Consider the following 25,865-nt stretch of genomic DNA (forward strand, 5'->3'; position numbering starts at 1 on the left):
CTGTATCAAATGCCGTTATCCTTTCCATAGAAAACGCCATAGCGTCCATTCTATTTAAGTGTATATGAAGCGCGGGGTTTCAGTAAACCAATAATCTTAATAGAAAGTTGAACAATAACTCTTTTCAATTTCAATACTATTTGACAAGAACAACAAATACCCCCTCCACCGTTTTTTTTACGGTGAAGGGGGTTAAATAGAATCCATATTCTTACTTGTTAGTAGCGTAAACCTCTTCCATTTTCAGCGATTTCGTGCGCCAGACGAACCGTTGAAACTGCCAACTCCGCGTATGTTACTTCCCGTGTTGGATTAAACTGATCTTGATCCGCTTCAATGATTCCCAAGGAGCTTGCTAGAGCAACATATCCCGTGTATGCTGTTTGAACCTTATCAGCATCCTTAAAATCTAGTTTATAGATGTTACTCTTTTTGGCGGCTTGCTCAAAACCTAGCGCGCGGATAGACCAAACTGCTAATTCTTCTCTTGTGATTGGTGAATCGACATCTAACTTCTTGCTGTTCGTTTGAATGATTCCTGCCCCAACCGCACGTTCAACCACATTATACAACGGGTGTTTCGGGTCAATATTGTCAAACGTTTGTTTTACGTTTTCTCTTCCATAATAACCTGGTCCATCATAGAAATAAGTGAGTGAATTCATAATAATTTTCAATGCTTCCCCTTTTGTAATCGAAGCATCTGCATTAAAGTTTTCAGGATCTTTTACATCTAAAATTTTAGCGCTAATTAGATAATTCAGTTCATCTTCTGCCCAAGGATGTGAAATGGAAACTGAATTTTTATCATCCAAGAAATTATTCCATTCCCCTGTATTGGCATCTAAATAACTATACGAATCTCCGTTAAATGCAGGCACATAGACGAGATCATAATGATCTTTGTCTTCGTTTTTCGCGTGTTTCAAATACGTCAGTTTGAGGCTAAGTGCCTCTTCCAACTTCGCTTTGGCTTCTTCTTCAGAGATTACTTGATCGCTAGAAGGCCAGTTTTCTGTCTCTTGATAATTAACATGTAGGCTATTTAAAGAGCCATCAGCTGAGACGCCTACACTAATGGAATCCCCAATCACGACAATGCCATTGACGATTCTCGGGAAAGTAACGTAATATCCACCTTGCCATTCTTCAAAATAAGGATCATCTACAGGCATCGCATAATCGTGTAGATAGGATGGAACCCATTCCTTTGCATAACTGACAGCTTTGGCAATCGCGTCCTGCTGGGAGATCGCCTTTTTGTTTTCAGTTTTTTCTCCAAGTTCTTCCAACAAATGGTTTTTTATATCGCTATATTGAATGACTTCACCTGTCTGCTTATCAATGTCTAAGTTCGTGCCGCTTCCGCCACGCGCATATTCATACATATATTGAACACTGATCACTTCTTGTCCATTATAATTTTCCGTTTCATGGATAGAGTTGATGTTTAACTTTACCTTATCGGAATCCACAGCAAGTAACTTTTCCGCAATTTTCTTCGCTTCGTCTACCGTTATTCCATCCTGTTTTGGCGGAAGTGGATTTTCTGCTAACATTTCAATTTTTGTTTTCTCTGGAAAATCTTCTACATAGCCGTTCGGCGTTAACCATTTACCTGAAATCGCATGAACGCCTTGCAATTTAGATGTCGGCTGATATACGAGCTGAACTTTGCGATCACCCGTTGCGTAATCATAGTTAATTTGATAATTCAACTCTGCTGAAAGTTGTTCTTTTACTTTCGCTACCATTTCATCGTTCTCTTTTATTTGTTTGACATCGTCAAAAGTAGACGATTTCGACTGTGTTGACATTTTGTAGAAGCTAACGATTTCTCCATTCCCGAGAACAGATACTTCCATTCTTTGATCGGCAATGGAAACGTCATTTTCCGTACGGGCAAAAGAAAAGGAGTAACGAATCGGTTCTGTTAAGATTTGTTGCGGATAATAGTTATATGTGTCTGTTTCAAGTTTATAGCCCTTGCCGCCCAAAAAGTTATTCACAAAACTCTCAGCTTTTTTCTGCGCCTCTTCTTTGGAAACCTTCGCAGGGAACAAAGCCTCTGTTATATCGGCAGGTTGATAATAAAAATTCTCAATATCTAAATCTTTTCCAACAAAACCTACACTCCCGTAAATGTCTTTGCCATTAACCGTTTTGGAGAAATACAATTCATGGCGCAACGTATCATCATTGGGATAAATGTGGGGATTACTCATTTGAAAATCATCAGTAGTTAAGAAATCAAACTGCTTTGGAAAAAACTCACGAAACTTTTTAATTAAATCCTCTTTCGTAAACACCGTGTCTGTAGCAGCGACTTGAATTTGTACCCTTTCTGGTTGTCCATCCACCGGCGTTGAAGCACCTGCAACCGATGAAAACATTCCTAGTGATAAAACAGAAGAGCCTAATAGAATTCCAACTTTCTTAAACCTATCCAAAATATCCCTCCTAAATTAAATCTCTTTCAATCATACAACAAATTTTGGAAATGTAAACTACCATATAGACTATATGGTGATGTGGACAAGAACATTCCACAATAACGAAAAAACATATCAACATCCGCCGACTGGAGAGTCAATCGGCGGATGTTGTTCAAGTGGAGTGATTCACTTTTCGGTATCATCTTGTTGCGCTTCTGGTTCATCACTACCGCGATAACGATTGTACGGTAGAAGATTCCATGTACGATATTGCAATTCTTCCTCCGTGAGCACCTTCGGAATATCCGACAAGATCTGTTTTGCCACTTCCAATTCGCGTTGTGCCTCTTCCTTATCCTGGTACATGAACTCATCTGATGCAGTAAGTGGAGCCATGGCAACTTTCTGCTCTAGATCCTGAATGACCATTTGTTGTTGCCCGCGCAATGCTTCACGAGCATCTGCCACCCATTCAGGCTGCAAGCTACGATTCGTATCACCGACACTACTATATTCTTCAAAAATGTCTCGATAAATCCGGTCAGCATTCGCGCGGACATCCAAGTTGGCCATTTCCAAATCGAGGTTCGTCAACTCTTCTACCGTCAATGGTTGAAGACGTTTTGGTCCACCGAGCCTCGCTCTTTCCAAATAGTATGGGAAAATACTTTTCAATGTTTTCCCAGCCGGCGAAATAGCCCGTCCAGCCTCATCGAGCCCTTTCGGTTGCACGCCTTGGATCGCAATGCGAGCCGATTCTGGGCGCACAATTTCCTTCGGCGGCATGATTCCATGACGAAGCATTTCCCGAATCCCTGTACCTGAAATATTGATGCGGAACCGCTCATCATGCGGACAGGATTGAACAGTAGCCGGACTATCGCAACGTGTGCAATAAAACACTTCATGGAACAGACGAATATCAATTCCTAACTCTTCCGGTTTAAATTCATCGAAGATACTATGACTTGCATACTTATCATAATAGTCTCCGATTCCCGCATGGTCCCGCCCAATGAGCGCGTGCGTACAGCCATAGTTTTTCATGATCAATGCATGTAAAACCGTTTCCCTCGGTCCTGCAAAAATATATGTTACGCGCAATGGAGCTAGAATCGAACGGCCTTTTGGATAATACGTATCTAGCACACTTCGATAAGACAACATGCGGAATTCATGGCGTGTATATTCCCGCTTCGCCATCTCCACCAACGGTTGTAGCAATAGGCCATCGATTTCTTCCAATGCATTCTTATGGATATATTCATGGCCTCTATGCAATGGATTCGCCCCCGTGATGAATCCTGCAGCAGACCGGAATTTCTTTTCTTCATAAAAGGTATGCCATGTATCTTTCGGTTCCAGACGAAGCTTCTCGAATGGTCCCCAATCGACACGCTGCAATAACCGGATCGGGCCGCCTAAAGCGACGTCTCCCATACGTCGGAAAATCGCATCCACCCCAGGATGATTGCGGTCCGTCGTACCAAACAGATGGGATGCACGATGATCTTTATCATATTTAAAAATATCTTCGATTGTCAGAATGGCGACAGGATCATTATTTTCATTAGCCAACGTCACTTCATCCCCAATTGAAAGTGACTCGATGATCTCTTTGTTCCGATTCCCAATCGGAGCAAAGCTAAGCGGTGCCGGCCAGATCAGCCCATTTTTGAGACGGCCTTTCGTCAGAACGGAATTGTAATCAGCTTCGTTCATAAAGCCTTCATTCGGAGACAAAACACCCGTTGCAATCATTTCAAGTGTAATGACGGCTTCCATATCTACCATGATTGTCGGAAGCTGTTTCGCCCGAATCAATTCTTCCTCTCGTTCTTGACCAACCACCACTTTGTCGACCAATTTGCCGCCATGAGGCTGCTGTGGATATTTTGAAAACGCACTTTTCTCTGTAACGTTTAACATCCCATTCCCTCCCCTTCAAATTGTCTATCAATATTTCTAATTATGGAAGCACATCCCATTATCTGAATATTATCATACTTAAACAATTAAAAAAAGAGCAATATTCGGAATTAAACTGAAAAGACGACATATTTATTGCATGTCGCCTTCCCTTTCAAAGTAATTCCGCAGGACATAAGAAATCCATTTACAATGTGGATGTTGCTGTATGTTACCCAATAATCCTTTTACTATTGCATAACTGTAAGTTTCCTCCAGCACCTGTTGCTTTAATAAGATCAAGGATTCTTTTTCAACGGACTCTTCCAATTCCCCGATTTTCTGTGTTAACATCCCTAGAATCTCATCTTTTGACTCCACTTCGTTTGTGGGTCGCTTTAACAACTGGACGATTTCCTGTGAAATAAACGGGACTGTTGTCTGTCTGGCAAGCAAATTGGTTTTTTCAACAAGTGATTTGGCAAGTAAATCCAAATCCAATGGATATGGATAGAAAATGAAAAACTCCGAATAGGTCTTCAGGAAGCCTTTAATGATATAAACCAAGTCAAATTTGATAAGTTCGATCTCTTCCCCATATAATCGTTCCACCATGGATAAGATGATATCTTCCATCAACTGATCGTATTTATGTATTTTCATGATCAGCTCTTTGTTAAAAGAGTGTAGTTGTTCTTTCATGAAGATTTTCGTGAAATCTGAACGTTTATAGAAAGAATGAAATGCCGTGTAATAGAATTTATACAATCGTTCGTCTTTATACTCAACCTCTCTGACTACTTGGTCAATGTCAGAGATTAATTGAGACATAAAAAAGTCGATCATTTCCAAAATTAATTCATCTTTTGATTTAAACGATAAATAAAAAGCCCCTTTAGAAATACCACAACGCTCCGTTATTTGTTGGACTGAAGTTGCTTCAAAGCCTCTTTCCGCAAAAAGTTCCAATGCCTTTTCCAATATTAGCTTTCGTTTCATCATTTTACCTACCCTACTTTCCCGTGTATTCATTGACAATTGACCACTCAGTCATTAGTATAAATAACTGCATGATCCAAGTCAATTTGAGGTAGGTGTAAACGTGAAAAGTTTAGTCAATTTCGTGTTAAATAATAAATTGGCGGTATGGTTGCTAACAATCATTATTACCGCATCAGGCATATACTCAGGAACTCAAATGAAAACAGAGACCATTCCTGATATTTCAATTCCATACTTGATGGTCATGGATGTCTATCCAGGGGCAACTCCTGAACAAGTCATGGAAGAGGTGTCCATTCCGTTAGAAAAAACGATCGAAAACCTGGAAAACGTCAAAGCCGTTTACTCCAATTCCTATTCCAATATGGCAAACATCCAAGTGGAGTATGAATATGGGGTCGATATGGATGAGGCGAAACGCGAGTTGGCGTCCGCGCTCGACGGGGTGACTTTGCCTGAAGAAGCACAAGCGCCGAACATTACAGCCATCAGCATGAACATGATGCCCGTCGTCGCATTGAGTGTCAGTAGTTCTACAGAGGATATAGTAGATTTGTCAGCAACTGTTGAAGAAGGTTTGCTACCGAAAATCGAGAAAATCGACGGTGTCGCTTCGGCTACCATTTCGGGTCAGCATATCGAAGAAGTCCAACTGACATACAATGATGCAAAAATGGCTGAACTTGGTATCACTGAAGAGACCGTCAAACAAATGATCCAAGCAAACGACTTAGCTGTCTCATTGGGCTTATACGAATTTGAAGAAGGTGAACAAGCGGTCGCAATTGACGGGAAGTTCATGACTGCGGATGAACTAAAAGAAATGCTCATCCCGATTACACCGACAGCGACCACTCCGTCCCCATTCGTGAAACTCGAAGACATCGCCACAATTGAAGTAGTCGGCAAAGTACAATCCGTATCACGTACGAACGGCGAAGATGCGATTGCGATTCAAATCGTCAAAGGACAACAAGCCAATACTGTCGATGTCGTCAACGATGTCAAAGATTTAATCCAAGAAGAACAGGCGAAAATCGATGGCCTAGTCATCGATGTCACCCTTGACCAAGGTGCACCTATTGAAGCATCGATCGGTACCATGATTGAAAAAGCGCTCTTCGGTGGTTTAATCGCTGTTCTGATCATCCTTCTCTTCTTACGCGATTTCAAATCGACAATCATTTCGATCGTTTCCATCCCTGTGTCCATTTTCATGGCTTTGTTACTCTTGAACTGGATGGACATCACGTTGAATATGATGACACTTGGTGCGATCACCGTCGCCATCGGCCGGGTCATCGATGACTCCATCGTCGTGGTGGAGAACATTTACCGACGTCTGCATTTGAAATCAGAAAAATTGTCAGGACGAGCACTCATTCGTGAGGCAACGATTGAAATGTTCAAACCTATCATGTCTTCGACTATCGTGACAATCGCTGTATTCGCACCACTTGTCTTCGTCGGCGGTATGGTCGGCGAATTGTTCATGCCATTCGCATTGACGATGACATTTGCGCTTGTCGCATCGTTAATCGTCGCGATAACAATCGTCCCTGCACTCTCCCATTTCTTATTCAAAAAGAAATTATACGGAGAGAAAACAGAAAGTAACCATAAAGAAGCCGGGAAATTAGCCAATGGGTATAAGCGGATTCTAAACTGGACGCTTAGCCATAAGATTATCACTTCACTCGTTGCCGTTGTCCTATTAGCAGGAAGCGTGGCGTTAACGCCATTGATCGGTTTCAGCTTCATGGGCAGCGATGAGGAAAAAGTGATGTACTTAACATACACACCAGAAGCAGGCGAATTGAAAGAAGAGACATTAGCAAATATCGAAGTAGTGGAAGAAAATTTATTAAAACGTGATGATATTGATATCGTCCAATTGTCCATAACGGAGAATGGCGATACAATGTCAGCCATGATGGGCGGCGGCGCAGGTGGCGCGCTCATGTACTTGATCTTTGACCCGGACATGAAGGATTTTCCGGAAGCGCGCGCCGAAATTGAAGACTATGTGTTCAATATTGGCCAATCAGGCGAATGGAAAAGCCAGAACTTCACTTCCATGTCCATGGCAACAAACGAAGTGAGCTACACTTTTTATAGCGAGGACTTAGACAAACTGAATGAAGCAGTCAAATTGGTCGAAGGCGTCATGCAAAAAAATACTGGTTTGGAAAAGGTGTCTTCAACTTCAGAGGATGCATACATCGAGTATACGTTCAACGTTGAACAAGACGAGCTCCTACAGTACGGTTTGTCAACAGGTCAAATCGTCATGTTGCTCAACCCGATGCAAACCGAAGACGTTCTAACGACTGTTGAAAAAGACGGAAACACCTTACAAGTGATCGTGCAGCAAGAACAGGCTGCACAACCGAAATCGATTGACGATCTGTTAGCAACGGAAGTCCCCACAGCGCTCGGTACGACGATGAAACTTTCCGAGCTTGTCACCGTCGAGGAAGGAACAACGTTAAATACGCTGACACGCAGTAAAGGTGAATACTACGCTACTGTTTCCGGCACTGTGATCGGCGCAGATATTTCGAAAGCGACAGCTGAAGTCGATCAAGCAATTGAGCAACTGAATTTGCCGAAGGGCGTGACAATCGGGGTTGCCGGTGCAGCTGCTGATATGCAAGAAACCTTTACGCAATTGATCGTAGCCATGCTTGCGGCAATCGCCATTGTGTATTTCATCTTGGTTGTCACATTCCGTGAAGGTGTCGCACCATTTGCCATCCTATTTTCGTTACCATTTGCAGTGATCGGCTCATTTGTCGGCCTATTGATTGCAGATGAAACGATTTCCGTATCCGTCATGATGGGTCTCTTAATGCTCATTGGAATTGTTGTCACGAATGCGATTGTGCTCGTGGACCGCATCGTTCGAATGGAACGCGATGGCATGACGATGCGTGAAGCCGTCTTAGAAGCTGGTAAAACACGGTTGCGTCCAATTCTAATGACAGCCATCGCCACAATCGGAGCGCTCATCCCATTAGCGGTCGAATCAGGTGCCGGTGGTGGTCTGATTTCCAAAGGACTCGCCATTACCGTCATAGGCGGATTGGTCAGCTCGACATTATTGACATTGATTGTCGTGCCGATTGTCTACGAAATCCTCTCGAAACTGTTCAAGAAAAACCGTAAAGAAATAGACGAAAACTAACAAAAGCTCCGGGCCTCTCCATAGATGTCCGGAGCTTTTTCGTTTGATGTTCTTAAAGCATGGTATTGATGCAAATTATCCATTGGAAGTCCTGTATAATGAAGCGTATGATGAGTGTTATTCAATTCAGTTTTCAACAACAATCAAAGGAGTAATATCATCTATGACCTATATTCAACGTGGCACTACCGAGTTTAAAAAGGTCAACATCGCTTTATTTGCCGGTGGATTTTGCACATTTGCCATACTATGGGGAACTCAGCCTTTACTTCCCGATATCGCAAAAGAATTTCAACTAACACCCGCAATGGCCAGTTTGAGTCTCACAACTACGACCATAACGCTGGCAATCAGTCTTTTACTCATCGGTTCTTTGTCAGATCAATATGGCCGTAAAAACATCATGGCTATTTCTCTAATAGCTTCATCTATCCTCGCTATCTTAACGGGGTTTGCCCCCACTTTCTCTTTGCTGATTTTATGTCGAATATTGCAGGGGATCACATTAGCCGGGCTTCCAGCAGTCGCAATGGCTTATTTAGGCGAGGAGATTGAACGGAAAAGTTTAGGCTTGGCAATGGGTTTATACATTAGTGGTAATTCAGTTGGCGGAATGGCAGGCCGGATCATCAATGGCTTTTTAACCGATTATTTCAATTGGCATATTGCCTTAATGGGGATCGGGATCGTCAGTTTATTGGCAACGATCATTTTCTGGTTGTTCCTTCCTCCTTCAACACATTTCATAGCGCATAAATTACAACTCAAACACTTCGCAACCTCATTGTTGGGCACTTTTAAAACACCCGGCCTTCCGCATCTTTTTTTGATCGGTTTTTTATTGCAAGCCGGATTTGTTTCTTTATATAACTATATCGGCTTTGAACTCATTCAACCGCCTTATTCACTTAGTCAAACCTTAGTCGGGTTTATTTTCATCGTCTATCTTGTCGGTACATTCAGTTCGACATGGATGGGGATGTTAGCAGACCTACATGGTAAACGGAAGATTTTACTGTTAGCGCTATTGATTTTATTCATCGGGGTTTGCATCACTTTACAGCTCAATTTATGGCTCAAAATTATCGGGATTGCAATCTTTACTTTCGGCTTTTTCGCCGCCCATTCCATCGCCAGTAGTTGGGTCGGGGAATTAGGGAAAGAGGATCGGGCGCAAGCCGCCGCATTGTATTTATTTTTCTACTATTTAGGAGGAAGCGTCGGAGGTACCACAAGCGGGACATTTTATCATCACTTCGGTTGGCTCGGGGTGGTCGCGATCATTGCCGCTTTTTCTGTTCTTTCTCTTTTTGTAACGACTCGGTTAAGAACGATGACGTAGAAATCAGGTTCGCCGGGCAATCTTATTGGATCAATTACTCCTTGGTGTAATTGACTGACGCTGAGCTTTAAGATGTCTTGTTTCGCAAGATCCCTTTCATGTTTCTATCAAAAAAAATCATTTCAACTTACTGACATCACTGTGGATGCTATATTTTTCACAAGATTTCTATATGTAGGTATTGATTTAGAAAACAAGCATAACTTATAGATAGAGGAGCAAAATCAAGGGAGGGGTTTCAATCAATCATTCATTTGTTGCTAGATCATTAGATGAAATTCAGTTTTGGTCTAGGATTATGAAAGAGCATTCATTATTTTTGAGTTTAGGCTTTACGTATGAGCAACAACAACTAATTAATGAAGCACGGCAGTTTATCGCTATTTTTGAACGTATTGAAGAGAAGTTGAGCAGGTTTTCGTTAAACTCAGATCCACAACAAGTTAAAGCATTTAATATTGAAGTTTATCAAGCCGCTGCTTCCATTTGGGCTTACAAACGAAAAGTATTAGGTTTGATCCTGAGTTGCAAAATCCTAACAAATAATATGCCATTGTTAGTTGACCATATTAGTCGAGAAGCTGCCTATTTTGCGAATCGACTAAAAGAACTTAATGAAGGAAAAATAACGCCCCTTCCAGATGCAATTGTTGAAGAGAATGTGTTCTTTTTGAGAATTATGGCTGATCATGCGAAGTTCATTGGGCATTTGTTAGACCCATCAGAGCGAAAATTAGTCGATCAAGCAAGAGAATTTAGCCATGACTTTGACCAACTACTTTTCCAAGCGATCGACCTAGATTCGATGCGTCCTCAATCCGAAACGGAGCCTTTACTGGATCAATTTTTAGATCAGAATCGAGTATCCGTCGTTTCGTTACGAGACTTCAAAAAAACCGCACGAGACTTAATCGAAGCATGTCGTATCAAGAGTAATATTCATCCTCTTCTGGCTGACCATACTTTCAGAGAAGCTGAAAGATTTATTGAAATCATCGATCTGTTTGAGGCAAGTTTAACCAAATCATAGAAAAACGTTAATGAATTAAGCAAAACACCTTCTTCACAGATTCATTTCTGTGAAGAAGGTGTTTATCGTTGTTAGAACTATTTTTCTACAGTCCCACAAGCAATACGATCACCGGAATTTCCGGATGGCTGTGTTTTTCCATCGTCCGCTTCAGCATGGATGACAAGCGCTGTCCCATCTTCACGCAATAATGAGTTGTCTTGTCCACTTTCCAGCGTAACAAGTTCCACTAAAAACTCTTCATCTGCAGTCCCGTCTGCCCCCACCTCAAGATTGGGTAGGTCACCTGCATGTGGGCCACTTTCGTTCTCCAATCCATGATCGGCGCCAGTCGGGTTGAAATGACCGCCAGCCGACTCAAAATCCGGAGCTTCACATTTCCCGATCTCATGGAAATGAAAACCATGCACCCCTTCAGGTAAGCCAGTTACATTCACCTTCACACGTACACCATCTTCTTCCTCAGCCAATTCCGCGACACCGACCGATTTTCCATTCGTATCTATCAAGTCAGCAGTCGCGGATGAAAGCTCTCCCTCCCCCGTCCCGTTCATATCAGATGGATTCGGATTATCAACATCGCCCACTTCCAAGTTCTCCTCTTCCTTCACTTCATCCGCTTCCCTATCCGGTGCCGCGTCATCCGCTTCATCACCACACGCTCCAAGACCCAAGACAAGAACAATTGAGGAAATTGTAAAGAACCACTTTTTCATTTTCACACGCTCCTTTTATTAGTTTATTAACATCTTTACAATTCACTCTTTCTCAAAAATTAAACATAAATTTATGTCTGTAATATTTAACCCCGAATAACGTTGGATCGTTTAGACCACCTAATTGAGTTGTCAAAAAAGTAACACAATGCATTGGTATAGCCTTTTGCGAGGTCTCCCCCAAAAGGAAGAAACTGGAGCAAAGGAAGCGAGTCTATTAGAATGGACCTTCTTTTTAGCCTTTTTTCATACAGTATCTAGGACTCTCGGAATATTTTTTCATTATGACAAAGGTTAATATTTCCATGGAAAGTTGTTACTTGATTGTTACCCTCTTGTTATTTTCTTTTGTTATTGTTGTTATCAAGCAGACGGGGCGCTGCTAAATGATCCGTTGGACAACCGTCGGATATAAAAAAACTGACCCTGATTTAATCCATTGCTTGTGAAGGAGGTAGGTGTACATAACGATTCAAAATCTGTGACATCCGCCGGAGGCTAGGGCCAACAGGATGTTGGTCACTCAGGCGTTGCCGCAGGACGCGGCGACCTTAGCCTGAGTTCCTCTAATCAGCAAATTTTTTGTACTGAAAGCGAAGCGTCAGCTACAGGGATTTGGGACTCGTCCTAATTGAAATGCCTTCCGGTATTCACCCCGCCACTTATAGAAGTGGTGGACTGCTGCTGAATCAAGTTTAAAAAAATGCAAAAAGGGAGTTTGATGATTCATGGTTAAAGAGACGAATTCAAAAGAGAAAAGCACGAATAAGAAGATTTTACCGTTTGTCATGTCTACCTCAATGCTAACTGCTGCTATTTTCGGAGCGGGCGGATCAGCTTTTGCGGCTGAAAAAGAAGACACTACTGCGTTTAAAAATCATGGTGCAGAGGTTTCATCTTATGCCACTAGCATCCCGGGCTCACCTGAAAAAGGAAAAATAATGCGTACGATTGCAAGTAAAAATTGGCTGGCAGCGGCACCGAATGATGATACTTCGGATGATGAGGCAACGGATGTGCCGGTTGATGAAGACGATACAACAGATGCTCCAGTCGACGAAGATACAACAGAGGATGCTGTTGACGAAGACGAAGCTATAGATGTTCCGGTCGACGAAGACACTACAGAGGATGCTGTTGACGAAGACGAAGCTACGGATGCTCCAGTCGATGAAGATACAACAGAGAACCCTGTTGACGAAGACGAAGCTGCAGATGCTCCGGTCGACGAAGACACTACAGAGGATGCTGTTGACGAAGACGAAGCTACGGATGCTCCGGTCGACGAAGATACAACAGAGGATGCTGTTGACGAAGACGAAGCTATAGATGTTCCGGTCGACGAAGACACTACAGAGGATGCTGTTGACGAAGACGAAGCTACGGATGCTCCAGTCGATGAAGATACAACAGAGAACCCTGTTGACGAAGACGAAGATACAGATGCTCCGGTCGATGAAGATACAACAGAGAACCCTGTTGACGAAGACGAAGCTACGGATGCTCCGGTCGATGAAGATACAACAGAGGATGCTGTTGACGAAGACGAAGCTATAGATGTTCCGGTCGACGAAGACACTACAGAGGATGCTGTTGAAGAAGACGAAGCTACGGATGCTCCAGTCGATGAAGATACAACAGAGAACCCTGTTGACGAAGACGAAGCTGCAGATGCTCCGGTCGACGAAGAGGATACTATTGAGCTTCCTGGAGTCGATGAAGACACAACAGATGCTCCTGTTAACGAAGAGGATCCTGCGGACGAAACTGGGGTTGAAGAAGAGCCTGCTGGTGAAGAAGGTACAAATGAAGAAGAAACAGAAAGGCCAGCTGACGATAGTATCAATGAAGATACGACATCAACTGACCAATCCAACGATAGCGTTATTATAACAGATGAACTGGTAAATGAATATAGATCTATCCTACAAAGTTACGGAAGTTTAATTGATTACTACGATTTCCTTATCCAAGATCATCTTGGTCTAATATTACCAGTGGATGAGGAAGCTGCAGAAGAACCTATTCTTGACGAAGTAGGAACTGACGCTCCAGCCGTAGGTGACGACATGGCTGAGGAACCTGCTCTGAACGAAGATGAAACTGACGCTCCAGCTGAAGGTGAAGAGACAGCTGATGAGCCTGCACTAGACGAAGAGGATACTGACGCTCCGGCTGAAGGTGATGACACTGCAGAGGAACCTGCTCTGGAAGAAGATGAAACTGACGCTCCGACTGAAGGTGAAGAAACAGCTGAAGAACCTGCCCTAGGCGAAGAGGATACTGAAGTTCCGGCTGAAGGTAATGACACTGCAGAGGAACCTGCTCTGGAAGAAGATGAAACTGACGCTCCGGCTGAAGGTGAAGAAACAGCTGAAGAACCTGCCCTAGGCGAAGAGGATACTGAAGTTCCGGCTGAAGGTGAAGAAACAGCTGAAGAACCTGCTCTGGACGAAGAAGCTGACGCTCCGGTTCAAACAACAGTATGGGACACGTTAGTTGGTTATTACCAACAAGTTGTTACAGCATATGGCTCTTTATTCGGCACGTTGAAAAAATAAAATAACATAACAATTAAATAAAACACTTAACAGGGCGTACTAGCATTCCCTGCCTGAACCGTATCACTTATGGTTGCTCAAATTGAGAAACTTTAAAACCCTTGGAACTTCTTAATGATGAAGTTTCCAAGGGTTTTAGTTCTCTGTAATCTGAACCTACAAAACAGGTTGTTTCGGCGTGTAGAACTCTTCCGGTATTGGTCCGAAAACTCTACGATGGTAAAGCATCGGATCTTTTTCCGGCGTAACTTGAAGATCGATGACTTCGCCGATTAAAACCGTATGATCTCCCGCCTCAATCGCTTTAAATGTTTTACATTCAAAGACTCCAAACGCGCCGTCAAGAATCGGTAAACCGTTTTCAGAAAGGCTCCAGTCACAACCGCTAAATCGATCCTCGACTTTACTTGCAAACGTTTTACAAAGTTCCTGTTGTTCACCGGCTAAGACGTGCACGGCGAATTTCCCACCTTCCGTAAACGCTTTCAACGATGACACGCGATGATCGATGGACCAAAGCAACATAAGTGGATCCAAAGACACGGAAGCAAACGAATTCACTGTCAACCCGACAGGCTTTCCGTTCTCATCCGTTGTTGTCACAATGGTTACGCCTGTTGGGTAATTCCCCATAATTTGTTTGAATAACTCTTGTTGTTCTGCTTTTTGCATGCTTGTTCTCCCCTTTTCAATTCTATTGAGAATTAATTCATCAAAATTTTAGACAACCCTTATCTTTTCGTCCTTACAATAAATTTGTAGCTTTCCGTCTAGGCAATGAGATGAGACAGTAGAGCAATGCTGTTATTAAGATCGTTGGGTATACAGCGCCGACTGACCCCCCCAATAAGGCGGAGTCACGAACCATTAAGAAGAACACCACGCCGAATGCCCACACTGCTACAGCTCTTAAATTAATCCCTTTTGAATACCAATACTTCCCGCCTACTTTTTCAAATTCTTTTACGTCATAGGAACGCTTTTGGACAAAGTAATAATCTGCCACTAACACTCCGAGCAACGCGCTTAACACCATGCCGATATACTCTAAGAAACCCATAAACGTATCTAAGAAACTAGCCAGATAAAGTGGTACGAGCATGAATACTCCAGCTAAGACCGTAACGAGCCAAATGGAGTGCAGCGGTTTGATTTTCTTCGTTACATTCGTTATTGAAATCCCTGCCGCCATCAAATTCACGACATTGGTCGTAATACATGCTACAACAATCAGTACGAGCGCAAACCAACCAAGTCCGAGATTCGTCACAAGTGAACTTGGATCCGAATTCTCTGGATTGTAAACGCCCGTCGTAATCGCTGAACCGATTGTAGCGATAATGCCGATAAATGCAAACCACATGAGTGAAACGCACGCACCGATCAGTGGAGCGACCGTTGCTGTCTTTGCGGAGCGCGTATAGCGTGTAAACTCGGCAATCCCAAGAACCCATGCTAAACTGAATGCAGCCATGATATCCACTGCTTTCCCTACAGGCATAACCGCCTCAGCAGGTGGCCTCCAGCTCATAATGGCGGACAATGGATGTGTACTCAAGACGACAATCGTAATCCAAATACCTAATGCGAGCACTAAAACAATACCGATTCTTTCAGCTATTTTTATGGAGTTTCTGCCTAATGAAACAGCTAATAAGTTTAAGCAGCTCATGAGGATAATACCGAATATCATCGGCCCTGCGCTGCCCGGCTCGCCAAAAGCAGGCCAGCCAAATAAATCTTTTAAAATAAAACTCATCGAAATGACGGCTATAAACGTATTGACGACTGCCCAGCCTAGAAAGACGATTGTATTTAAAACTGTAGGGAGAAGGCTCCCCCTAATTCCAAAAGCAGGTCTTGTTAGTGCCATGGTGGACGTCCCTACTTTATAGCCCATGTAGCCAACGAGTGCGAGCACTAGGTAGGCGAAAGGGTTTGAAATCATTGTGACTGCAATTGCACCAGCAAATGCCATTCCGGCTACCGTTCCCCCTACATACCAAGAAGCATTATTTGAGTTCGCCCCTACCCAGATTGCGATCATGTCAAAGAAACCTATGTTTCTCTGACTCATCGGAACTTCTTCAGTTGCGTAATGTTCTTCTGTGACTACTTCATCGCCATTAATAGCTTGCTCAAAGGCTTCTACTCCCACATTTGCTTCTACTTTTTCCGCAGCCTTCATACATCTCTTCCCCCTTTACAAAATTCGTGTTGTTTCAGAAAGCATTGTGTAGTAGATCCTTAGATGTCAGTCAACTGTTAATTTATCAAAAACTCTTCGCAGATTATCGGGTGTAAACGGCAATTCATCAGGTCCATCAGATTTCCAAACATGGTATTCTTCGCCTGACAACTTGTTAATCAGTTGATGTGTGTCATAAATTTCAATATCATAAATCCAATTCGCCATCATAAGGATTGCTGCCATATGTGCACCTTCAGTCGTTGTCCCGCACATATCTTTGACAAGGTTAATCTGATAATTCCGATAGTAAGCATCCATTGCTGTTGAGATCACACAGACATCCGTCAACACACCGCCGATAATCAAGTGATTGACCTGTAAGCTTTTTAGCATCAGCTCCAAGCTCGATTCATGGAAACCGCTATATCTGTACTTATCGATGATTATATCGCCAGGTTCAGGTTTCACTTCTTCCATTATGTCGATTGCCTCTGTACCCGTATGGTAGTAGAGCGGTTCCCCTTTTTCATTCAACGGCTCCCGGTTGGCAAGCCCGACCGCATCTCCTCGATTTAAATGGCGCGTATAAATGATCGGTATTCCCTTCCTCCGGCATTGCTTTATGAGAGCTACCGTTTTTTCGATGATTGCATCCATTCCAACCACATCTGACGTTCCGCCTTCTTTTTGAAGGTCTATCAAGAGTAAAGCTGTATTCTTTTCATTCATTTATTGGACACCTCCCGGCTTACCATGTACCATGCAAGATTTACGTTCTGTTATTTGCCTGTAATTTTTCACCTTGTTGTTGAAATGTTGAAATGGCTTTCCATTCCTTTAACTCCAACCGACGCACTTCCTCCACGATATGTGGATCTGCTTCTGCCATTTCGACAGCTTCCTCATAGGTGTCTGCAATATAGACGACGAGGCCGCCAGTTCCATCCGTAAAGGGCCCTCGCGCAAAAATTTTCCCTTGAGCTTCTAAATCTTCCAAATAAGCAATATGACGGGGAAGAACCTGAGCATTTTTCTCAGGATTCACCATGTGCAACAATGCCGCATAATACGCCATACTTTTGCCTCCTAATTCCGGTTCCAAACGACCAGTTTCATTTCAGTCATTTCTTCTATCGCATATTTTAATCCTTCACGACCTGTACCACTTTCCTTCACACCGCCGTATGGCATATTATCCACCCGAAATGTCGGAATATCGTTGATCATCACGCCGCCGACAAATAACTGATCTGCCGCATTCAAGGCTGTTGTTACATCATTTGTGTAAATTCCTGCTTGCAGCCCATAGCGCGAGTCGTTTACTTGTTCAATCGCTTGTTCTACATTTCTCACTTTATTGACGACAACGATCGGAGCGAACACTTCGTTGCAAGACACTTTCAATGCTGCATCCGCCTCAAGGATAATCGTAGGATAGAGTATATTTCCTTCTGCATGGCCACCTGCTACAACTTTTGCTCCATGGTTTTTCGCTTCTTCTATCCAGCTGAGGGTCCGTTCTACATCCCCGGCTGAAATAAGTGCGGATACATCCGTTTGTTCGTCGAATGGATTCCCGATGACGAGCTTTTTCGTTTCTTCTACAAGTTTTCCAACGAACTCTTCGTAGACATCTTCATGGACATACGCGCGTTGCAAAGCAATACAAACTTGGCCTTGAAAAGCGAAAGCGCCGGTTACACAACGTGGAATGATTTTATCAAGGTCAATGTCCTTATCGACAATCACAGCCGCATTGGAACCAAGCTCTAACGTGACTCTCTTCAAGCCTGCCTTGCTTCGTATGCCGATCCCGACCGCCGGGCTTCCTGTAAATGTGATCATACTGACTCGATCGTCCGTCACGAGCTTGTCACCGGTTACTCTGCCGCTTCCCGTCACAACGTTAAGCGCCCCTTTCGGCAATCCCGCTTCTAGAAGTAGTTCCGCGATAAAGAACGAGGATAGCGGTGTTTGCGATGCCGGCTTTAAGACAATCGTATTGCCGCTTGCGATTGCTGGTCCGACTTTATGGGCAACTAAATTCATTGGAAAATTGAAAGGCGTGATCGCGCCAATGACACCGATCGGTTCACGCACTGTATAAGCGAGGCGATTTTCCCCGCCGCGAGCGGCATCCAAGGGAAGTGTTTCGCCATGGATACGTTTCGCTTCCTCTGCAGCAAACTTATATGTTTCAATTGTACGGCTCACTTCGCCTCTTGCTGTCGCAATCGGTTTTGCCGCTTCTAAAGCTATGATTTCCGCTGCTTCTTCAGCTCTTTCCTGCAAAGAATGAACTAAATTTTCCAAAATCTCTGCGCGTCTATGAGCCGGCATTTTCGCCATCTCTTGTCGCGCGTTCACAGCTGCTTCGATTGCCAACTCTGTTTCTGCCGCTGTTGCCATCGGTACCTCTGCAATGATTTCGCCTGAATAAGGTGAGCGAAGCGGGCTATATTCTCCTGCTTCCACCCACTCGCCGTTAATAAGAAGATGCTGCTTCTTTACACTTGTGATCGACTCCGTCATGATTTAGATAACCTTCTTCCTCTATTAGATTGCTACTCTATTTTTCTCGAGCTCAACAAGATATTCATCGATTTTTATCTTCAATCCACCACTTCCAAATTTGGCACGATTATTTTTAAAATCTGTATTTTTTTGGATGTGTTCAAGAAAGTAGAGTATATTTCTTCTTCTATCTACAATTCGTTCGAAGCCACGTTCGTAAAAAAATAGATCAATCGTATTATAGAGTCCTCTGTTTATGCCATACTCTTCGTTGCATAGACGGATGAAAGACAAATCCGGCAAATGAATCATTTTGTCGATAGGCATGTCGATTTCTCCTTTCCTGATGAAGATAGGCTTTAGCGCATGATGAATGGATCAGGTATCGCTTCGGAGGATGTATTCACCCAAACAACTTTACTTTGTGTATATTCGTAAATTGCATCAAAACCGCTTTCTCGACCATGTCCACTTAGACCGGAACCACCGATTGGTGCAATAGGCGATATACTCCGGTAGGTATTTACCCAAACAATACCTGCTCGGACAGCCTTTGCCACGCGGTGTGCTTTTGCAATATCGCTTGCCCAAATACCAGCCGCTAATGCATAATCCGTACTGTTTGCCAACTCGATGACTTCAGCTTCCTCTTTAAATGGAATGACACTTAATACAGGACCGAAAATCTCTTCCTTTGTAATACGTGCTCGGTTATCCGGATGTTCGAAAATCGTCGGTTCAAAATACCATCCTTTTTCCAAGTGCTTCGGTTTTTTACCGCCGATAACAATTTTTCCACCTTCCGCTTCCCCGATAGATACGTATTCTTCCACTCGTTTCAACTGTGCTTCTGTTGCAAGCGGCCCCATTTCAGTACGATCAGAGAGCGGATCACCAATCGTAATTTTTGAAACACGGTCAACAAGTCTCTCCATGACTTGGTCATAGATATCTACGTGTAAAAAGGCTCTTGATCCGGCAACACAGCTTTGCCCCGTCGCTCCGAATATTCCAGCAATGATGCCCATCGCTGCATTATCAGGGTTTGCATCCTCAAAAACGATATTCGGTGATTTTCCACCAAGCTCAAGCGACACTTGCGCGAAGTTCTCAGCCGTATTCCGGACAACATGTCGAGCAGACTCCGGACCTCCCGTAAACGCAACCCGTCTTACAAGTGGATGAGATGTCAACGTGTCACCTACCGGCATCCCATATCCAGTCACCACATTGACCACACCCGGAGGAAATCCAGCTTCTTCCACAAGCTTCATCAGTTCAAGTAAAGAAGCTGATGTCATTTCAGACGGCTTAATGACAATTGTATTGCCAGCTACGAGTGCAGGTGCTAACTTTAATGTTGTCAAATAAAGCGGTGAATTCCATGGTGTGATGGCGGCGACAACGCCAAGCGGTTCTCTCGTTGTAAAAGCGAACATATCCCGTTTATCCATTGGCAGCGTCTGGCCGTGGATTTTATCGGCAAGGCCCGCATAATAATAGTAGAATTCAGGTAAGTAGTTTAATTGCCCACGCATTTCACGGATCAACTTTCCATTATCAAGCGTCTCATACTGTGCCAGTTCTTCGACATTTTGAGCAATCAATTCTCCCAATTTCCTGACAAGCTTCCCTCGCTCGGTATAGGTCATATGGGTCCACTCAGAATTCACAAACGCTTGGTGTGCAGCTTGCACCGCCCGATCCACATCTTCAGCCGTACCTTTTGCTACACGGCACCAAGCCTCTCCCGTTGCCGGATTATAGCTTGGAAAGTACTCCCCGCTTGAGGATGCCGTCCACTCGCCATTTATATACATATCGTACGTTTTTAGCCCTGTTACTAGTTCAGTCAAATCTTCATCTCCTTTATCTAACATACACGGTTCTTTCGATAAATGAATGAATTGCTTCGTTGACGATATCAGGCCTTTCGACTGGCAGCATATGCCTCATCGTAGGAACAATCAGCAATTCGGAAGCCGCAATTTTCTCATGGATTTGTTGTGCCATTTCAGGTGTAGAACCGACATCCTCTTCTCCAGTGATGACGAGTGTCGGTACTATAATTTGGTCCAATTTATCCCAAAGTTCCTGATCGGCCGTTGCAAACAACGTATACGCCGCCAGATAAGAGGATGGATTGTTGGTCTGAAGCCTTGCACGGATTTGACTTACAACTCCCTCCTGTTCCTTAAGATAATCGGAGGTGAACCATCGTTGGATCGCTGGTTCGATTGTAGGTTGTGGTCCATTTGCACTCACTTCTTCTACCCGGGCGAGAATCGCTTGTCGTTGCTTTTCCGTCCGATTCGCAACTGCATTCATAATTGTGAGCGTTTTCATTTTCTCCTCGTATGCCAATGCAAACCCTTGCGCAACCATCCCACCCATCGAAAATCCGACGAGGTGGATTTTCTCAAGACTCAGCCCATCTACAAGTGCAGCCAGTTGTTCGACATACTGAGAAAGTGAATAAGGACCAGGAGGATGCGAAGATCCCCCATGTCCTATCATGTCGTACACAATTACGCGATACTGTTCGGACAAACGATTCACTTGATGCTCCCACATTGCATGATCCAAGCCGACTCCATGTATGAAAACGAGCGGTTCACCCGTTCCTTTTTCTTGATAATGAATGGTCCCTTGATCATACGTAATCTTTGGCATTAGACGAGACCCATTTCAACCATATCTTGATGACGATCTCCCGTTCTAGGGTGCGGACGTCCACCTGTCGATACGCTAATTGCCACAACGATTTCATCAGCTCTTGGTGCATCTGGAATTGTTGCTTCAAATGTTAAGAAATGTGAGCGTTTTGAATCTTCGTTTTTATGGACCATCGGAATAAGAACAGCCGTACCTGCTCCGCCACGTTTATTCGTAAACGGTAGGATGCTCTTCCCTTCCACCGCGTCGCGGAATTTGTTACCGAACTTCAAAGTATGGATGAACGCAGAAGCATGCTCCATTTCCCCGTCTACACCGACTACAGCGGCTTTCCCGAATGCTTCCACATCGTCTGCTGAGTCAATATGCTTGAATAGTTCTGAAACCAATAACTCACCAATTTGTGGCGCATATTCATTGATTTCTGGCATTAAATCTTCAACAAACCCTCTTTCGACCCAAGGATTTTTCATCACTAACATCGTTGTGATCATCTTAATCGGATTTTCAAGATTCTTTCCACCTTCAATTCGTGTTTCCTCAATCGCTGTATAAACTTTACGGATTTCTAACATGTTTATAGTACCCCCTGTTTAGTTTTCGTGAAATTTGGCATGACTTCTTCTGTGAATAATTTCAAGCTCTTCATCATCTTCTCATGTGGTAAATGACTATGATTTACCCAGAGTAGTAGATTTTGTACATTCAGTTCTTCTTGTAATTCTTTTATTTTTTCCGTCACATATTCTGGCGTACCGAACAATAGGTTCCGAGGATGCAGGAAGTCATACGTTAATTCCTGGCCAGCTTTCACTTCTTCACCTGGATCCATCAGATTGCCAAGCCCTCTCCAATGGCAAATCCAGCGATATGTGTTAAGTACTGCTTCAGCCGCGTCTTCACGGGCTTGTTCCATCGTTTCCGCTACATATACATCGCGGACAAGCGCAATTCCTTCCCCAAGAGGCACTTCGTAACCACGCGCTTTCGAAGCTTTTTCACGATAGAGTTCAAAACGGCCTTTCAACTCTTTCACCGTCGGCATCCAGAACATCGCATTGATGCCGGTTTCGGCAGCAATTTCAATGGAACGCGGAGAATCGATTGTTTGCCAGATGTTCGGCATCCGTCCTTGGTATGTACCTGGCATAATTGAAATCTTATTGATTTCCCCCTTTTCCATATCCATGAACTCTGAAGAAAGCGGGCTCATTGGATGACTCCACTTTAATCCTTCCGGAGGAAACTTATAGATATCTCCATCATGCGAGAAGAAACGGTTGGACCAAGCTTTTTTCATCACTTCCACGGTTTCTTCGAACAAAGCCCGGTTTTGAGCTTGATTGGTCGGATCTGCGAGCGTATTCAAATTTGCTGCTTCGCGGCCGTATAATCCTCGGGCCAATCCAACCTCCACTCGCCCTTTGCTCAACTGATCCAGCATGGCAATATCTTCTGCCAATCGTAATGGATGCCAAAATGTCGCAACGTTTGCAGCCTGGCCGATCCGAATATTCTTCGTTCGTGCGGCGATATCCGCTCCGATCATCAGTGGATTCGAAATCAACTCATTGCCTTCATGACCGAAGTGGTGTTCCGTATACCAAATCGAATCGTAACCGTTTTCATCGCAATAAATCGCTTGCTCCCGTGCTTCATCCAATACTTTGTCGTACTCCCCATGTCGACCTGGTCCAGCTAAATTAGCAAAAATTCCGAACTTCATATCTGTTTTCCCCCTTATTTGGCTGTTTGTTGGTAAAGTCTTTCAGCGATTCCCTTCTTTAATCCCATTGCACTTGCTCTTACGTGATTTCGCATCGCTTTTTCAGCCGTCTCCCGATCCTTGCTTAAAATAGCGTCTAAAATGTTTTGATGTTCCTTCAGAGATACTTCAAGTCGATTGGGAACGTCTATACTTAGATAAACGTAGCGATTATATGGTATTTGATTGAGCAGTAGATTGAGTACATAGCTTAACTTGGAATTATCAGCACCGTCCAAGATTGCTTGATGAAAATGATTATTGGCTTCCACAAACAGATTATGATCCTTTTTCTCTACGGCCACTTCCATCGAAGCGACAGCTTGACGGACTTTTTCGATTGCTTCCATGCTACCGTTTTCCGCAAGAATCCCGGCTGCCAGCCCTTCCATCGCTTCCTTTACGGTAAATAATTCATCCAAGTCTCTTTCAGTCGGCTTTAATACACATGTTCCGACCCGTGGGATAATCTCCACTAATCCTTCTCGTTCCAATTGCTTTAACGCTTCCCTGACCGGCGTTCGGCTCACTTTATAAAACTGTGATAACGCGGCTTCAGATAGCTGTTTCCCTGGTTCATATTCTCCCGTAATAATTGCTACGCGAATGGCATCCGTTACTTGGGTTGTAATGCTTGTAGTCAAAATGCTAGCAATGGTGAACACCCCTTTTCTTAATTATGTGCCATGTACCATGGTACATAAATGTGTAATTGAGTAAGACCCCTTGTATTCCTGCTTCAAGAAATTCTCTTTCCAACTATGAAAGAATCGTAATTTATTTCGTACCATGTACCATGCAAGGTCTATTGGCAGTATAATATCTATACTTTCAGATGTCAATAAATATTTAGAAAGTTATAAATCATCATCTTGTTTTTTTCATTTTAGCTAACGCGGTTGTCTCCCCGATAGCTGACGCATCCGAATCTATCTTTTCTTCCACAATGCCCTGTTCGATCGCTAACTGCTTTGCAATTTTCGGCGCGTGCCAGAGTGTTGGCAACATCAAAATGGAAATCGGAACTGCTGCAACAACAATGAATGATTGTAAGGCTCCAATGCCCCCGCCCCCAATTTTAATTAAAATCGTTGCGATGACTGCCATAATCACTGCCCAAAATACACGAATCGTTTTTGGTGGATTTCCATCTCCAGTGACACCCATCGAAATGGAGTAAGACATCGAATCGACAGTTGTCACAACGAAAAGAGTCGTTAGCACAAGAAAGACAGTTGGCATGATCGCACCAAGTGGCATTTGCCCTGCAATAGCGATAATTGCGCTCGGTAGTCCACCATCCAACAATGGCCCACTAACGGATCCTGCATTGCCCAGTTCATAAAAAATGCCTGTTCCCCCTAAAACCGTAAACCAAAAGTTCGTTGTAATCGGAGCAATAATCGCCACAACGAGAAATATTTCCCTGATTTTACGACCTTTTGAAATCCGTGCGACAAACAACGCAACAAGCGGACCGAATCCAATAAACCAACCAAAGAAAAAGAGCATCCAATAACCAAGCCACTCCTCATCACCACGGAATGTACTGATGTTGATGAACTCACTCATATACGTTCCGAATGAGGACATGAAAGAATCGATAATGAACAAACCAGGCCCGAAAATCAACAAAAATACCGCAATGATAACGACCATGTTCACATTGAGTTTACTTAACCACTGAATCCCCTTATCGATCCCCGTCAAGGTCGACACTAAAACAACCGCAGTCAGTCCGGCTATGATAAGAACTTGTGTGCTGAATATATCGGGAATGCCAAATACCGAATTGACGCCATAGCTCACTTGCAAACCGAGAAAACCAATCGGACCGATTGTTCCCGCTGCCGCCCCGATAATGCAAAATGCATCCGCAGCCGTTCCCCACTTGCTCGTCAAAATTTTCTTGCCTAAGATCGGATATAGCAATGTCCGCGGCTTTAACGGCATTCCTTTATGGTTATGTGCATAGATCAAGATAATTGCACTGATCGCACCATATACAGACCATGCCGTGAATCCCCAAGACATATAGCTTTGTGCGAGTGCAGGGCCGATAGCCTCCTGTGTACCGGCTATAATTCCTTTATGCATCGGCGGCACTTCCAAAAAGTAATACATTGGCTCTCCAGCAGCCCAGAATACACCACCGGCCCCGAGTCCTGTCGTAATGATGACCGCCACCCATTTAAAATAGCTCATTTCCGGTTTATTCGTATTTCCAAGTCGGACATTCCCGTACTTTGAAACGGCTAGCACTGCCCCCACTCCGAAGGTAGCTAGCATCAGTAATTGCCAGTACGCTCCAAAGTAGCGGATTGACAGATCAAAACCGATATTGACGTATTTACTCACCATATCTACTTGAAAAAACGACAAAAGCACAAATGTGACGAGTGCCCCGCCACTCCAGAGAAATACTGGCCAGTCCACCTTTTCCCTAATATGATGCCAATAATTTTTGGTCATTTGACTTCCTCCCATTGGTCATTTTTTTGAACCATTCCCATTTACAGTTCCACATCCGACCACCAT

The 25,865-nt window shown here is 43.6% G+C and carries 20 protein-coding genes; 4 read left to right on the forward strand and 16 right to left on the reverse strand.

From position 1 onward, the window contains the following. Nucleotides 1–218: 218 nt before the first annotated feature. From ACFPRA_RS23445 to ACFPRA_RS23455, 3 genes are all read right to left on the reverse strand, one after another. Nucleotides 219–2,450 carry an S-layer homology domain-containing protein gene (locus ACFPRA_RS23445; protein ID WP_381440176.1) on the reverse strand — a complete coding sequence of 744 codons (2,232 nt, stop codon included), beginning with the start codon at nt 2,448–2,450 and terminating at the stop codon, nt 219–221. A gap of 171 nt (nt 2,451–2,621) precedes the next feature. Next, the gene (locus tag ACFPRA_RS23450) at nt 2,622–4,364 is read right to left on the reverse strand and encodes a sulfate adenylyltransferase (RefSeq protein ID WP_381440178.1); all 1,743 of its coding nucleotides are present in this window, start codon (nt 4,362–4,364) and stop codon (nt 2,622–2,624) included. A gap of 132 nt (nt 4,365–4,496) precedes the next feature. After that, nucleotides 4,497–5,342: a TetR/AcrR family transcriptional regulator gene (locus tag ACFPRA_RS23455; RefSeq protein ID WP_381440181.1), complete on the reverse strand. Its 846-nt coding sequence runs from the start codon at nt 5,340–5,342 to the stop codon at nt 4,497–4,499. A 103-nt stretch (nt 5,343–5,445) separates the two neighbouring features. On the opposite strand from ACFPRA_RS23455, the gene ACFPRA_RS23460 reads away from it, so the two are divergent. From ACFPRA_RS23460 to ACFPRA_RS23470, 3 genes are all read left to right on the forward strand, one after another. Further along, on the forward strand, nt 5,446–8,532 hold the full coding sequence (locus ACFPRA_RS23460; protein WP_381440184.1) for an efflux RND transporter permease subunit: 3,087 nt from the start codon (nt 5,446–5,448) through the stop codon (nt 8,530–8,532). Nucleotides 8,533–8,695: 163 nt separating this feature from the next. After that, nucleotides 8,696–9,874: an MFS transporter gene (locus ACFPRA_RS23465; RefSeq protein WP_381440186.1), complete on the forward strand. Its 1,179-nt coding sequence runs from the start codon at nt 8,696–8,698 to the stop codon at nt 9,872–9,874. 241 nt (nt 9,875–10,115) lie between these two features. Next, nucleotides 10,116–10,904: a DUF2935 domain-containing protein gene (locus ACFPRA_RS23470; protein WP_381440237.1), complete on the forward strand. Its 789-nt coding sequence runs from the start codon at nt 10,116–10,118 to the stop codon at nt 10,902–10,904. A gap of 77 nt (nt 10,905–10,981) precedes the next feature. On the opposite strand, the gene ACFPRA_RS23475 is transcribed toward ACFPRA_RS23470, so the two are convergent. Then, nucleotides 10,982–11,620 (reverse strand): superoxide dismutase family protein, encoded by a 639-nt coding sequence (locus ACFPRA_RS23475; protein WP_381440188.1) that lies wholly within the window; start codon nt 11,618–11,620, stop codon nt 10,982–10,984. Between the two features lie 728 nt (nt 11,621–12,348). Here ACFPRA_RS23475 and ACFPRA_RS23480 point away from each other — a divergent pair. Then, the gene (locus tag ACFPRA_RS23480; RefSeq protein WP_381440190.1) at nt 12,349–14,181 is read left to right on the forward strand and encodes a hypothetical protein; all 1,833 of its coding nucleotides are present in this window, start codon (nt 12,349–12,351) and stop codon (nt 14,179–14,181) included. Nucleotides 14,182–14,337: 156 nt separating this feature from the next. Here ACFPRA_RS23480 and ACFPRA_RS23485 read toward each other — a convergent pair whose 3' ends face one another. The 12 genes from ACFPRA_RS23485 to ACFPRA_RS23540 form a co-directional block, all read right to left on the reverse strand. Continuing rightward, nucleotides 14,338–14,853, reverse strand: a complete 516-nt coding sequence (locus ACFPRA_RS23485; RefSeq protein WP_381440193.1) for a flavin reductase family protein — start codon at nt 14,851–14,853, stop codon at nt 14,338–14,340. A 73-nt stretch (nt 14,854–14,926) separates the two neighbouring features. Further along, nucleotides 14,927–16,369: a cytosine permease gene (locus ACFPRA_RS23490; protein ID WP_381440195.1), complete on the reverse strand. Its 1,443-nt coding sequence runs from the start codon at nt 16,367–16,369 to the stop codon at nt 14,927–14,929. 66 nt (nt 16,370–16,435) lie between these two features. After that, entirely contained in the window at nt 16,436–17,101 is a 666-nt protein-coding gene (locus tag ACFPRA_RS23495) for a cysteine hydrolase family protein (protein WP_381440197.1), read from the reverse strand. A 40-nt stretch (nt 17,102–17,141) separates the two neighbouring features. Beyond that, nucleotides 17,142–17,447 (reverse strand): YciI family protein, encoded by a 306-nt coding sequence (locus ACFPRA_RS23500; RefSeq protein WP_381440200.1) that lies wholly within the window; start codon nt 17,445–17,447, stop codon nt 17,142–17,144. 11 nt (nt 17,448–17,458) lie between these two features. Then, the gene (locus ACFPRA_RS23505; RefSeq protein WP_381440202.1) at nt 17,459–18,904 is read right to left on the reverse strand and encodes an aldehyde dehydrogenase family protein; all 1,446 of its coding nucleotides are present in this window, start codon (nt 18,902–18,904) and stop codon (nt 17,459–17,461) included. Nucleotides 18,905–18,928: 24 nt separating this feature from the next. Continuing rightward, nucleotides 18,929–19,213: a hypothetical protein gene (locus tag ACFPRA_RS23510; protein WP_381440205.1), complete on the reverse strand. Its 285-nt coding sequence runs from the start codon at nt 19,211–19,213 to the stop codon at nt 18,929–18,931. Between the two features lie 32 nt (nt 19,214–19,245). Beyond that, on the reverse strand, nt 19,246–20,742 hold the full coding sequence (locus ACFPRA_RS23515) for an aldehyde dehydrogenase (protein WP_381440207.1): 1,497 nt from the start codon (nt 20,740–20,742) through the stop codon (nt 19,246–19,248). Nucleotides 20,743–20,755: 13 nt separating this feature from the next. Then, a complete protein-coding gene (locus ACFPRA_RS23520) occupies nt 20,756–21,559 on the reverse strand; it encodes an alpha/beta fold hydrolase (RefSeq protein WP_381440209.1) in 804 nt (267 codons plus the stop codon). Next, the gene (locus tag ACFPRA_RS23525; protein WP_381440211.1) at nt 21,559–22,137 is read right to left on the reverse strand and encodes an amino acid synthesis family protein; all 579 of its coding nucleotides are present in this window, start codon (nt 22,135–22,137) and stop codon (nt 21,559–21,561) included. Before ACFPRA_RS23525 ends, ACFPRA_RS23520 begins: the two co-directional genes overlap by 1 nt. Nucleotides 22,138–22,139: 2 nt before the next feature. Continuing rightward, complete coding sequence (locus ACFPRA_RS23530) at nt 22,140–23,288, reverse strand: LLM class flavin-dependent oxidoreductase (protein WP_381440213.1); 1,149 nt, start codon at nt 23,286–23,288, stop codon at nt 22,140–22,142. A 14-nt stretch (nt 23,289–23,302) separates the two neighbouring features. Further along, nucleotides 23,303–23,992, reverse strand: coding sequence for a GntR family transcriptional regulator (locus ACFPRA_RS23535; protein WP_381440215.1), 690 nt, complete (start codon nt 23,990–23,992; stop codon nt 23,303–23,305). A 202-nt stretch (nt 23,993–24,194) separates the two neighbouring features. Beyond that, nucleotides 24,195–25,799, reverse strand: coding sequence for a BCCT family transporter (locus ACFPRA_RS23540; protein ID WP_381440218.1), 1,605 nt, complete (start codon nt 25,797–25,799; stop codon nt 24,195–24,197). Nucleotides 25,800–25,865: the final 66 nt, after the last annotated feature.

The sequence above is a fragment of the Sporosarcina soli genome (genome assembly GCF_042655805.1).
GTDB lineage: Bacteria > Bacillota > Bacilli > Bacillales_A > Planococcaceae > Sporosarcina > Sporosarcina soli.